Origin of the sequence: Blautia wexlerae DSM 19850 (assembly GCF_025148125.1) — a bacterium.
GTDB classification, from domain to species: Bacteria; Bacillota; Clostridia; order Lachnospirales; family Lachnospiraceae; genus Blautia_A; species Blautia_A wexlerae.
In genome coordinates this window covers 2185347-2197590 of sequence record NZ_CP102267.1, presented here as the reverse complement: position 1 = coordinate 2197590, position 12244 = coordinate 2185347, and the positions used below count along the sequence as shown (strand labels likewise).

The window sequence follows — 12244 nt, the reverse complement described above, 5'->3', positions numbered from 1 at the left end:
ATTTTGTCAGTATTATGTCTTAACTTACAATTTTTTGACCTTCAGAAAAGGGTTATGCTAACTTCAAATATATTTTGCTTATTATCATATTCTAACTGTCCTTCATATTTTTCAACAATTTTCTTCACACTCTTCATACCAATTCCATGAAAATGTTTATCTGTTTTTATAGTTAAAAGTTCTCCATTTTCGTATTTAGGCTCGATTTCGTAGCTGTTTTGTATACAAAGCATAAACATATTATTAATAAGCCTTAATGATAAATAAATCCATTTTTCTCTTGTGTAGATATTTTCACAAGCTTCTATAGCATTATCGAACAAGTTGTATAAAATAACAAATATATCACTTTCTTCAAAATGGTAGTTGCCAAAATCGATTGGCATAATATCATATTCTATTTTAATATTCTTTTCTTTTAGTTCTGATAATTTATAATTCATTACCAGATCAATAACTGCATTTCCTGTATAAATTTTCTTTTCCAATTCCGCAAGTGGTTTATTAATACTATTGAGATATAAACAGGCTTTATCTATTTGATTTTCTTCCAAATATTTTTGCAGCAAAGTAATATGGGCTCTATAATCATGAAATAAAGTTCGAGAATCATTATAATATACTTTAAGATCTTCATAATTACGTTCCAACATTCGATTTCTCAATTTAATAATTTTACTTTCTTCCAACGCACTTCGATAAATCGAATATATAGCAAAAAACATTATCGCTAAAATAATGATAACGAAATACATATAATATCCTTTTGCTAAATCAGGAATAGAATCGCCTGCATACACTGATTGAAAATATATAACTCCGATAATTTCCGATAACAAAATCAACACGAGTGATCCTATGCGGTTTTTATCTATAAGTTCTTTATACCTCACTATGGCTAAGGAAATTAGAAACATTAAAGCTCTTCCCAAAAACAATGCCAATATTCTGGATATACTGTTTTGTCTTCCTATAATAATCCCCAAATCCTCTTTATGTAACACTATTCCCATTGTGAATATGATAAATAGATCTAATAATTCTAAACTCAAACAATACAATGAGGTATGAAGCAATGTATATCGTAATTTGATTTTATAAATCAATGAGAACGTTATACTTATTACGATTATAACAACAGCAATTAATAAAATAGAATATAATCGAAAGCTACGATTAATAGCTTCTATTACTGCCAAACTTATACAAATCAATATTTCAAAACATTGTTTTATCTTTGTATTTTCCTTTTTATAAACTTTTCGGAGTATCTCAAAACACATATAAATCTCAAAATATCCTAGTAAATATTGGAGTACATTAAGTATGTATATCTCTTCCATTTGTTGTGTGTTCCTTCCAATAAGTGTGAATTCTCTTTTTTACCTCTTCAGTATATGTTCTACTAATTTTAAGATTTTTACTATTACGCAAGTAAATAGTATTTTTATATAAACTCATAATGTGTACGACATTAACAATGTATCCTCTATCTATAAAAATAAATTCTTTTTGTTCTAAATCTTTATAAATGTTCTTCAAGGTTTCTCGTATAGGTATATTTCCGTTTTGGGTAACAAAAATCGCATATTTTTCATCTTTATACACATAATAGATATCCTTATATAAAATTTTCTCATATCTATGATTAGTACATATTTGATAAAACTTTTCTCCTTCAATATCCAGCCTTTTTTGTAATGATTCTAATGTCGATATCAACTTCTTTTTCAAATTATTTTTAGGGATAAACTGATATGCAAAATAATCATATCCATTTATTAAAAATTTTAAATGTGACGTGATAAACACAATATATCCTGCATCATCCATAGAACGTATTTTTTCAGCTAAAGATAGTCCGTTTATCCCAGGCATTTCAATATCTAATAGATAAATATCAAAATACAATTTTTCTTCCATTTCGTATAGTAACAACTGTGCATTTGAAAAAGTATTCACAACGTATGGAATTCCATTTTTAAAATAAAACTTCTCTATTAAATTACAAATTTCTTCTAAATACTCTTCCTGATCATCTACAATTGCTATTCTTGGCATATTTATCACCTCTGCCTTATTTTTTTCTTTCTGTGAACATGATTTTAGCGATTCTACCAAATAGTTTACATATCTTATTAGTGCAATCCGATTAAATAATATATATTCCATGTGCTTTATTTCATACACTCTCTAAACATCTTAAAACTATCATTATTTAGTCTATATGCACATATAGGTTATTAAGAAATATTTTGATTGCACATACAATACACATATAATCATGGAGGTGCAATTATGAAAGATAACAATTTTGTAAACCTAGGTAAACGTATTCGTGAAAAACGCCTATCCCAGAATCTTACCCAAGAAGCTTTAGCAGAAAAAGCAGATGTTGGAACAACACACATTTCGCATATTGAAACAGGCTGTACCAAACTAAGTTTAACAACCTTTATTTCTATTGCAAATGCTCTTGATGTATCTGCCGATGAATTATTATGTGACTGCATTAATCAAGCATCAAATGTATATGAAACAGAAATTTCTCTACTTTTAAAAAACTGTTCAACTAAAGAAATATGCTTTATACATGACCTAGTAAAAAATACACTTATCTCTTTACATAATCGCAACTTAAAATAATCAATAAAGACTGAAGTTTTTTTCGCTTCAGTCTTTATCAACTCTATCTAAAAACTTCTAAATCTTGTTTCTCTTGAAGCCACTATTTCATCTTCATTTTTAAGGGACATATTATATATAAAATCAAGAATTTGAACTTGTAGAAAATCTGTAATTACTTTGAACTCTGATGCTCCATTCCCTTCTGGTAATATTTTCTCAATCACTCCTAAATCTAATAAATCTTTTGCCGTCATTTTCATAAGGTTTGCTGCCTCTTTTGCACGTTTTTCATTTTTCCATAAAATAGAAGCGAAACCTTCTGGAGAAAGTATTGAATATGTAGAATTTTCCATAGCCCAAACCTCATTTGCAACAGCTAAACCTAAAGCTCCTCCACTCCCACCTTCGCCTATAAGTATACTCAAAATCGGCACTTTTAAATTGAACATTTCATATATACATTTTGCTATTGCAGATGCTTCTCCTCTTTTTTCAGCCTCAACTCCACATGCTGCACCAGGTGTATCTATAAATGTTATAATTGGTCTTCTAAATTTCTCCGCTTCTTTCATAAGACGAATTGCTTTTCTATATCCTTCAGGGTGTGCCATTCCGAAATTTCTAATAATTCTTTCTTCTGTCGTTTTTCCCTTTTGATGTCCTATAACTGTAACTGGAATATTATCTAAAAAGGCTATACCTCCAATTATTGCTTGATCCTCTCCGGTTTCACCGTCTCCATGAAATTCTATAAATCTTTCAAATACATGGGTGATATAGTCTACTGTCGTCGGTCTATCTATTTTTCTTGATAATTGTACTTTTTTCCAACTGTCCTTATAATCACAAAAAGTGCACACAGAAATTGTTTTACGTTTTCTTTCTATAACCTTTGGCTTTTGGTGAGCTTTAAGAATTTCATAGATACGTTCCTTTAATTCTCTTCTTATAACAATCATATCAAGGAATCCATGTTCATATAAAAATTCTGAGGTTTGAAATCCTACAGGCAACTTCTGTTTTGTAGTTTGTTCAATTACTCGTGGACCCGCAAACCCAATTAATGAATTTGGTTCAGCCAATATCACATCACCTAACATAGCAAAACTAGCTGCCACCCCACCGGTTGTCGGATCTGTCAAAACTGATATATACAATAACCCCGCATCTGAATGTTGTTTTACCGAATCTACTGTCTTTGCCATTTGCATCAAGGATATGATGCCTTCTTGCATACGTGCGCCTCCTGAACAATTAATCATAATAACTGGTAGCTGGGCTTTGGTTGCATTTTCGAATAATTTTGTTATTTTCTCGCCTACAATATACCCCATACTTCCCATCAGATATCTTGTATCACATACACCAAGCATAACCTCTATATGCCCTATTGACGCTTTTCCTGTAATAACAGCTTCCTTTAAATTAGTTTCCTTTTTAATTATCTCTTTTTTTTCACTATATCCTGGAAAATCAATTGGATTTTTATCCAATACATCTGTAAACAGTTCAACAAATGATCCTTCATCTATAATATCCAAAATTCTATTTTCCGAAGGCATTCTAAAATATTTTCCACATTTCATACAAATAAATTTATTTTTTTCTAACTCTTTTCTATAAATCAATTTTCCACATTTCGTACACTTAATCCACATTCCAGGTGGTACTGCTGGTATATTTTCTTTATTTCTATCTGTTCGATTATCTTTGTCATTCATAATGTCATTCCTCTTATTTCTTTATTATCAGCTAAACTTATCTACAATAAAGTCCGTTGTAAAATTCCCTTCTTCAAAATCGCGGTGATTTAGAATAGCATTTTGAAATTCTAAATTAGTTATAATTCCGTCTATTTTTATTTTTTTTAAAACATTTTTCATTTTTCTAATAGCCTTTTTTCGTTCTGAATCATACACTATAATTTTTGCAAGCATAGAATCATAAAAAGGTGAAACACTACAACCATTAAATAATGCAGTATCAATGCGAACACCATTACCACTTGGAAAATAAACATTATTAATTTTTCCAGGACATGGGACAAAACCCATCTTCGGATTTTCCGCATTAATTCTACATTCGATAGCATGACCCTGCAATAAGATATTTTCTTGCTTAAACTCAAGCGAATAGCCTGCTGCAATTTTTATCTGTTCCTTAACAATGTCAACATTAGATATCATCTCTGTAATTCCATGTTCTACTTGAATACGTGTATTCATTTCAATAAAATAATACTTTCCGAACTTATCAAGCAAGAATTCTACTGTACCTGCACCTTCGTAGTTTACAATTTTTGCAACTTTGATCGCTATATTTCCCATTTCTTTTCTTAATTTTACCGATAGTTTTGGGCTAGGAGCTTCTTCAATAATTTTCTGATGATGCCTTTGAATAGAACAATCTCTTTCTCCCAACTGTATAACATTTCCATATTTATCTGCAAGTATTTGAAATTCTATATGATTTGGCGCTTCTATATACCTTTCTAAATACATCGTTCCATCTCTAAATGAACTATTAGCTTCCATCTGGGCTGTTACAAAGTTTTCATTAAAATCATCTTCTGTATTGGATATCCTCATACCTTTTCCGCCACCACCTGCTGCTGCCTTTATCATAATTGGAAATCCAAGCTCTAATGCCACTTTTTTTGCTTCACACACATCAAAAACGGGAGTCCTGCTTCCTGATATAATCGGAACTCCCGCATTTCTCATCATATTACGTGCTTCAACTTTATTTCCCATTTTACAAATCACTTCTGGTGTTGGACCAATGAATGTAATATTACATACTTTGCACTTTTCCGCAAAAAGACTATTTTCTGATAAAAATCCAAAACCTGGGTGAATTGCCTGAGCTCCTGTTCCTACAGCTGCACTAATAATATTTTCCATATTGAGATAACTATCTCCTGACGGTGCAGGTCCTATACATATCGCCTCATCTGCCATTTTTGTATGTAAAGCGTCTTTATCTGCCTCTGAATATATAGCTACAGACTTAATTCCCATCTCTTTACATACTTTTATAATTCGTACAGCTATTTCTCCTCTATTAGCAATAAGTATTTTTTCAAACATAAAAACTCCTTTCAAACTAAAACAAATAAGGGCTGTCCATACTCCACCAGTTCTTCATTTTTTACTAATATGCTTTTAATAGTTCCGCTATATTCACTCTTAATTTCATTCATTAATTTCATTGCTTCGATAATAGCAAGTGTTTGCCCCTCTTCTACTTTATCTCCCACTTTAACATAATTATCACTTCCGACAGCAGGGGCTGCATAAAAACGCCCCACCAAGGGTGATTTTATAATATTTTCTTCATCAATTCTATTTTTACTTTCACCCTCTATTCTTTCAGTTACAGTTTCCACAGTATCAACTGCCCTTTCATCAATGCCATTTTTGATGATAATCTTCTCATCTCCACTTTTTATACTAAGCTCTGATATATTATATTTGTATACATTTTCTAATAAGTGTACAACTTCTTCTGTTTTCATTCCTTGCCTCCATATTACATGATGTTATAAAAATAAGATTATTAGATAGAATATTCCCTTTTCTTACGCTATCTTTTATACTTTTTTTAACATAGCATATTTTATATTCTTATAGACGATTTTGGATTTACTTGCATATTTTTGTCTTTATTACACAGAAATATCCTTATAAGATGCTCATTTTGCATTATCCTTATAAGATGCTCATTTTGCATTTGAAATTTTTCTGTTCCTATGGTAAACTACTCATTATTATACTTAGGGAGGATTTACTCGTGCTAGTGCTGTATTTATCAACTATTTCACTCGAATGGAAAAATATAGATTCTGATTTAATGCAATTTGTTTCCAAAGAACGAAGAAAGAAAATAAACCAATATTTTCATGTACTTGACAAAAAACTTTCTCTTTATTCTGCTCTTATTACTCGTATCGGATTAAGCACTATATCTGGTTTGAAGCATACCGAATTATACTTTTCATATTCTCAAAATCACAAGCCGCTATTTTTATCTAAGCCTAAATATGACTTCAGTATTTCTCATTCAAATGGTTCTATAATCAGTTGTATATCAGCTAATTCTCCAGTTGGAGCCGATGTAGAAAAAATATCTTATCCACCATTTGATATTATGGATCTCATTTTCAGTCAACCGGAAATTCAATACATTAACAATGCCTCAGATGTTGAACGAATTTTTAGATTTTACAAAATATGGACGCAAAAAGAAGCCTATTATAAAATGCTTAGAATCGGTCTTACTGGTACTGCAACCCAATGCAACTCTTTAAATCCTGATTTATCTAAATTATTTTATACCTGGCAAGAAGACCATTATATGTATTGTATTTGTGGGAAAAATGTATCTGAACGCTCCTTAATAAAATTGTCAGAAACGGAAGTCCAAAATTATTTTATACCGATATAAAAACAGATTTACAGGATATGTAAAGATTCTATTTCCTGTAAATCTGTCTAACCTTTATTATGAACTTTTTTAAATTCTGTATCTTCAATTAGTCCCTATAGTAAAAGCAGCTATGTCCTCCTCATATCTGCTCTATTTTTCCTCTATGTGATACATCTCATCGCCAAACTCCAGTTCCCTTTTATTACACATACCTGTTCTATGGCATTGTGAAGATGCTGGGAAACGTGATACAATTTTTTAATCAATTTTATTTTCTCTTACAACCTTTTTACAATTTTAGAAGTTTTTACAAGTGCTTCTATTAAAGTTAAACCTGTCAAAATTACAGCAACCCCCATCATAAATAATGTCCATGCTTTGCCCTTATCAAATGTTACCAAAATAGCTATCATTGCTACAGGCATATTTATATACCCTAAACTTGTTGCCCATTGAATAAAAAAATTCGGCCAAAACTTTTTCTCTTCTTCCACTTCATTCACTGTTTTCACTTTTTTAGCGAAATAAAACATACAGACTATAGATACAGCTATCAGTATTATCTTCCATACGCAATTAGCTTTCGTTTCCTCTGGTGGAAAAAAGGTATCTATCATGATAACTGCTATTCCAATGATAAACGCTATTTCACTATACAATCCTGAATAAGCGGAATCTTTCATGTCATTTACTTTTTTCTTTAAAGCAGTAATCATAAATTGGTGGTACCGTTTCGCACTTTTCTTATTTTCATTCATATCATATATCCTCCATTCGTAATAACATACCGTTTCATCTCAATTATATCTCCAGGAAACTACAGCTTTTTCAACCGATACCCCACATTGACCAATGTTTCGATAATATCATGTCCCATCTTTTTTCTTATCTTCCATATCACATATTCTACTGTTCTATATGGTATCTGATCGTCATGATAATAAATCCCCCATACAGAATGATAAATATTTGTCTTTGGCATTACCCAGTTTGGCTTTAAAGCCAGTAGGTATAAAACTTCAAATTCCCTGGGTGTCAGGTCTATCTCCTTTCCTTCGTAGATAACCTGATAGGACATTGGATTTAACTGTAATTTCCCATTGCCCAACACTACATTCTCTTTATATTCTGGAAAAACATACTTCATGTGTATGCCTCCTCTTGATTTGTAAATTCAACTTTTCTCATTCCAGAAAGAAATACTGGACGAAAACTTCCCGCCCAGCACTTCTTCAATTATCAGTTATTTTAATGTACTCTCTATATCCTCCGCTGCCTTTTCTATAATTTGAAGATACTCCTGGAGCTTTTCAGATTGGATATTTCCCTTTTCTGCAAGTGAATTGATTAGAAAACAACTTGCTTTTATGCAGCTTAGCGGATTTCGGATATTGCTCTGCAATTGTGCCCGCATAGTGCGATAATCATTGTCTATATTCAGTGTCCTTGTCGCTGCCTTTTCGCAAAGGTCCAGTAATGGATTGATGTACTCTGCTAATTCCTGCACTAGACTATTCAAATATCCACAACTAACTCTCTGCTCCAAACACTGTTCTAAAAGAATACTGTTCAAGTCATTTAACAGCAGTCTACATTCTTTTTTACATTCCATTTCAACAGCTCCATTCATACACGATAATCAATAATAGAAAATTTCTTTTCTCAGGTCACTATTTGTATATAAAATCATAGGCACCATAATTTGCATCTAAATCTTCGCTTATGTACAGAGTAGATATTCCCAAACTTTTTACCGCATGATAGATAAGTGTAGTAAGCTAAAACAGTAAAGATATAGTTTTACATTTAAATCTGAAGAATCAAAATTAAACATCGTTCGTAAAAAATAGGGAGATCCTTAAAAGTTTCTCCCTAAAAAATCATCTCATAAAATTGTTGTTTTATATAATTCTCCCATCAACAATTTGTATGATCTCATCGGCATTCTGAGCCAGATTCATATCGTGTGTAATCATAATAATTGTTTTTCCATATTTTTTGTTCAAATTACGAAAATATTCCATAATTTCATACGAAGTATTTTGATCCAAATTTCCTGTAGGTTCATCGGCAAGTAATACCTCTGCTTTCGTAGCCAGTGCCCGCCCGATACTTACCCTTTGCTGCTGCCCGCCTGACAATTCTCCTGGCAAATGCTTTTCTCTCTGTCTCAGCCCAAGAAACTGTATCAATTCATCAATATATTCATCATCTACGGTTTCACCCCCAAGAGTAAGAGGCAGAACTATATTCTCTCTTACATTCAGCATAGGAAGCAAATTAAATTTTTGGAAAACAAAGCCAATTTTTTTTCGATGAAATTCTGACATTTCGTTTTCTGAAAACTTCATAATATCTAATCCATCTACTTTTATACTTCCTTCTGTAGCCATATCCAAACCACCAATCAAATGCAGCAAAGTGCTTTTACCGCTTCCGCTTGGCCCTACAATTGCAACAAATCTTCCTTTTTCTATATTTAAGTTCACATGCCTTAAAGCCATAACTTCAACATTCCTACTGTTTGAATATTTCTTACTTAAGTTCCTTATTTCGATAACGTTCATACTCTTTCACCTCCGAAAAAAATACTAATTAATAACTATATAATCACAAAAGTTATAATATTAATCTCCAATTATTCAATATAGTTCATGTCCTCAATGATATTTTTACTAGAGGATTTTTTTACTATCCAATAAGATATAAATGCACAAACTGCCAATGTAGACAGGCATACTAATAAGTAAATCGCTACATCAAATTTATACACATATCCAAAGTTTTTCAAATCAGATTGACTATACAAATATCTGCTGATAATTTGTGAAGCTCCATACCCCCCAATAAACGACACAAAACAGATGTTAGCAATTTCTAAGATAACAATTTCTTCAACCGCCTTGTATTTTAATCCGATTGCTCTTAAAATGGAGTTTTCACGCTTTCTAGTTTGCACCCGAAACTTCATATTATTTGCAATATTAGTTAATGCTAATATCAAAAATACCAGAGCAATTCCCACAATGTTAATAATCTCTTTTTGGTACAACATATCCGCCTTGTCTCTTTCAGTAATCAAGCTTCTTGTTGAAACCTGGGAGTTTTTTGTGCCTATATTGATCAGCTGATTTTCTAATTGTATTTTTTCTTCATCGCTCAAGTTCTCTTTTCCATTTATATACATACTTTGTATTTTTGAGTCCCCAATCAACCCTTCTATATAGGCATCCTTTGTAATGAAAATCGGATATTGAGAATATTTCACGTCAGAAATATATGGGAATGAAACAACAGCCACTATTTTGTATTTCTTAGTTGTGTAATCTGATACATTATCCAAAAATCTTTCATAATCCTGCGTACCTGTTTTCATGTCTTCCCTATATTTTATACTGATCTGCTCTCCGACTTTATATTGAAATAACGGTTCGCCATCTTTATACCACCCTACTTTTTGGATTCCGGTTTTGTCATCACTTTCTCGCATTTCACAAAGAATCACCTCATTTTCTTTGATTTCTTCGGGAATAAACTTCCCATCAATAACATATTTTTGCAATTTTGCAAGTGCATTATCATTATATCCATACAGTACCGACTTATAGACTTGATCTTCTCCATCAAATCCATCATCTGAATACCCATAAATTTCTTTTTTCTTCGCATTTGAAGCATTAAAATATTCATTATTTTTTTCCACATCCCCATTATCTACAACACGAATTGGAAGCCCTGTAGCTGTTTCTATCTCTTTGACCTTATCTAAAGAGAGAATTTCTTTAATTGACTCTCTTGAGATTCCATAATCTGCCGTTTGGAATGTCAATACGTTCATAGCATATTCTCCATTAAAAAAGTACATTTCTTTTGTTTCATAATGAATATCATGTGCTATTTGTGCTTTATAAAACAACCCATAAAATAAACTTACTCCCATACATATTGTCAACATCATAAAAATGCTAGTTTTGAAATCACGGAGTACATATTTTAAAGACAAAATCCAAAAAGTGCGAAGTTTGCTGCTGCTTTTATCAATACGAAGGAATTTACTACTTCTATGGACATTAGGATCAACTTCATTAGAAATCACTTCTATAATTGATTTTTTATAAATGCTGTGACAAGCAACCAAACCTACGCAGGAAATCGCTACAGCTAGCAGAAGCAATCCAATTATAATCTGTATAACTGGAACAATCACTCCAAAGCGTACCCTTTCTCCATACAAATAAATAATCTGTTTTTCGTCTCCAGATAGTTTCATCACGCCCCGAGCAATTCCATTGCCTATACCTACACCCAATGGTACTGCTACTACATATATAATTCCTAACTCTAATAAGATATTTTGCTTAAAAATATTTTTTTTAATCCCTATTGCTCTTAAAACACCATATTGCTCTTGTCTCGCAATCAGCTGTATACGGTAAATTCCCGAAAAAATAATACAGAAGAACAAAAGAATTGCAGTAATGACAACTATATCTATACATAATAATTCCTCCATGTTCTCTCTTCCCGGGCTAGTTTGTATATTTTTCACTGGAATATCTAGCTTTGCAGCGGTTTTCTCTTTTTGATGTTCAATGTTCCAATTATTCTTATAATTTATATAGCTGATGTAGGGACCATTATATTCTTTTTCCAAACAGGAATACATCGTCAATAATCCAACTTGTTTATTTCTCAATACATCCGATAATATTCCAACAATTGTAAATTCTTGAACGACCCCTGTGTTCTCATTTTCCAAAGTGATTTCCTGATTTATGTCCGGTTCTTTTCCAAGGTTCAGTAGCACCCACTTTTCCATAACCACTTCCGTTTCATTTTCTGGCATTCTTCCTTTTTCAAGTCTGCCTGTAAGCGTGATTCCTAAATCATCCCCACATTGAAAGTAAATCCTGTTCTCATCGCAAAGTACGTATTCTGGTTTCTCAAAGATAGCCATTTTAGAAATATCGCTGTCATTTCTTAATATTTCCACCTGATTTTCATTTAGGCTTGTAATTCTAACGTCTGCAGGAGTGTGTGTTAGCATATTCTGCAACGCTTCTACTCTATGGTTGGTATGCATTAAAATAAGAAGGCCGCTTATTAACACTACAGTTAACAGAAAGCATAGAAATACTGTTACAGTATTCTTTTTATATTCTTTCATATATCGTAAATATAATTTCAT

General features: G+C 31.8%; 12 protein-coding genes. 2 read left to right on the top strand and 10 right to left on the bottom strand.

Features of this window, described 5'->3' with window-relative positions; all coding sequences use genetic code 11:
• Nucleotides 1-41: 41 nt before the first annotated feature.
• Both NQ550_RS10220 and NQ550_RS10215 read right to left on the bottom strand, forming a co-directional pair.
• Nucleotides 42-1013: a sensor histidine kinase gene (locus NQ550_RS10220; RefSeq protein WP_161283284.1), complete on the bottom strand. Its 972-nt coding sequence runs from the start codon at nucleotides 1011-1013 to the stop codon at nucleotides 42-44.
• 307 nt (nucleotides 1014-1320) lie between these two features.
• Entirely contained in the window at nucleotides 1321-2061 is a 741-nt protein-coding gene (locus NQ550_RS10215) for a LytR/AlgR family response regulator transcription factor (RefSeq protein WP_161234113.1), read from the bottom strand.
• Between the two features lie 237 nt (nucleotides 2062-2298).
• Here NQ550_RS10215 and NQ550_RS10210 point away from each other — a divergent pair, with 237 nt between their 5' ends.
• Nucleotides 2299-2646 carry a helix-turn-helix domain-containing protein gene (locus NQ550_RS10210; RefSeq protein WP_025578786.1) on the top strand — a complete coding sequence of 116 codons (348 nt, stop codon included), beginning with the start codon at nucleotides 2299-2301 and terminating at the stop codon, nucleotides 2644-2646.
• Nucleotides 2647-2693: 47 nt separating this feature from the next.
• Here NQ550_RS10210 and NQ550_RS10205 read toward each other — a convergent pair whose 3' ends face one another.
• From NQ550_RS10205 to NQ550_RS10195, 3 genes are read right to left on the bottom strand one after another with little or no spacing between them, the layout of a single operon-like run.
• Nucleotides 2694-4349: an acetyl-CoA carboxylase carboxyl transferase subunit gene (locus tag NQ550_RS10205; protein WP_025578785.1), complete on the bottom strand. Its 1656-nt coding sequence runs from the start codon at nucleotides 4347-4349 to the stop codon at nucleotides 2694-2696.
• A gap of 27 nt (nucleotides 4350-4376) precedes the next feature.
• Nucleotides 4377-5717, bottom strand: coding sequence for an acetyl-CoA carboxylase biotin carboxylase subunit (gene accC, locus NQ550_RS10200; protein WP_025578784.1), 1341 nt, complete (start codon nucleotides 5715-5717; stop codon nucleotides 4377-4379).
• Nucleotides 5718-5728: 11 nt separating this feature from the next.
• Entirely contained in the window at nucleotides 5729-6145 is a 417-nt protein-coding gene (locus NQ550_RS10195; protein WP_025578783.1) for an acetyl-CoA carboxylase biotin carboxyl carrier protein, read from the bottom strand.
• A 275-nt stretch (nucleotides 6146-6420) separates the two neighbouring features.
• Here NQ550_RS10195 and NQ550_RS10190 point away from each other — a divergent pair, with 275 nt between their 5' ends.
• Entirely contained in the window at nucleotides 6421-7074 is a 654-nt protein-coding gene (locus NQ550_RS10190) for a 4'-phosphopantetheinyl transferase family protein (RefSeq protein ID WP_025578781.1), read from the top strand.
• A 260-nt stretch (nucleotides 7075-7334) separates the two neighbouring features.
• Here the strand turns inward: NQ550_RS10190 and NQ550_RS10185 are convergent, their stop codons facing one another.
• The 5 genes from NQ550_RS10185 to NQ550_RS10165 form a co-directional block, all read right to left on the bottom strand.
• Entirely contained in the window at nucleotides 7335-7814 is a 480-nt protein-coding gene (locus NQ550_RS10185; RefSeq protein WP_025578779.1) for a hypothetical protein, read from the bottom strand.
• Between the two features lie 59 nt (nucleotides 7815-7873).
• Complete coding sequence (locus tag NQ550_RS10180; protein ID WP_025578777.1) at nucleotides 7874-8203, bottom strand: winged helix-turn-helix domain-containing protein; 330 nt, start codon at nucleotides 8201-8203, stop codon at nucleotides 7874-7876.
• Nucleotides 8204-8299: 96 nt separating this feature from the next.
• A complete protein-coding gene (locus tag NQ550_RS10175) occupies nucleotides 8300-8686 on the bottom strand; it encodes a hypothetical protein (RefSeq protein ID WP_161283285.1) in 387 nt (128 codons plus the stop codon).
• Nucleotides 8687-8957: 271 nt separating this feature from the next.
• A complete protein-coding gene (locus NQ550_RS10170) occupies nucleotides 8958-9623 on the bottom strand; it encodes an ABC transporter ATP-binding protein (RefSeq protein ID WP_025578774.1) in 666 nt (221 codons plus the stop codon).
• Between the two features lie 71 nt (nucleotides 9624-9694).
• On the bottom strand, nucleotides 9695-12244 hold the full coding sequence (locus NQ550_RS10165) for an ABC transporter permease (protein ID WP_025578772.1): 2550 nt from the start codon (nucleotides 12242-12244) through the stop codon (nucleotides 9695-9697).

Bases quoted from the DNA above. Each gene is read 5' to 3' on its own strand.
- NQ550_RS10170 (WP_025578774.1), bottom strand. From the start codon at position 9,623: ATGAACGTTATCGAAATAAGGAACTTAAGTAAGAAATATTCAAACAGT.
- NQ550_RS10180 (WP_025578777.1), bottom strand. From the start codon at position 8,203: ATGAAGTATGTTTTTCCAGAATATAAAGAGAATGTAGTGTTGGGCAAT.
- NQ550_RS10215 (WP_161234113.1), bottom strand. From the start codon at position 2,061: ATGCCAAGAATAGCAATTGTAGATGATCAGGAAGAGTATTTAGAAGAA.
- NQ550_RS10175 (WP_161283285.1), bottom strand. From the start codon at position 8,686: ATGAATGGAGCTGTTGAAATGGAATGTAAAAAAGAATGTAGACTGCTG.
- NQ550_RS10165 (WP_025578772.1), bottom strand. From the start codon at position 12,244: ATGAAATTATATTTACGATATATGAAAGAATATAAAAAGAATACTGTA.
- NQ550_RS10205 (WP_025578785.1), bottom strand. From the start codon at position 4,349: ATGAATGACAAAGATAATCGAACAGATAGAAATAAAGAAAATATACCA.
- NQ550_RS10185 (WP_025578779.1), bottom strand. From the start codon at position 7,814: ATGAATGAAAATAAGAAAAGTGCGAAACGGTACCACCAATTTATGATT.
- NQ550_RS10195 (WP_025578783.1), bottom strand. From the start codon at position 6,145: ATGAAAACAGAAGAAGTTGTACACTTATTAGAAAATGTATACAAATAT.
- accC (WP_025578784.1), bottom strand. From the start codon at position 5,717: ATGTTTGAAAAAATACTTATTGCTAATAGAGGAGAAATAGCTGTACGA.
- NQ550_RS10220 (WP_161283284.1), bottom strand. From the start codon at position 1,013: ATGGGAATAGTGTTACATAAAGAGGATTTGGGGATTATTATAGGAAGA.
- NQ550_RS10210 (WP_025578786.1), top strand. From the start codon at position 2,299: ATGAAAGATAACAATTTTGTAAACCTAGGTAAACGTATTCGTGAAAAA.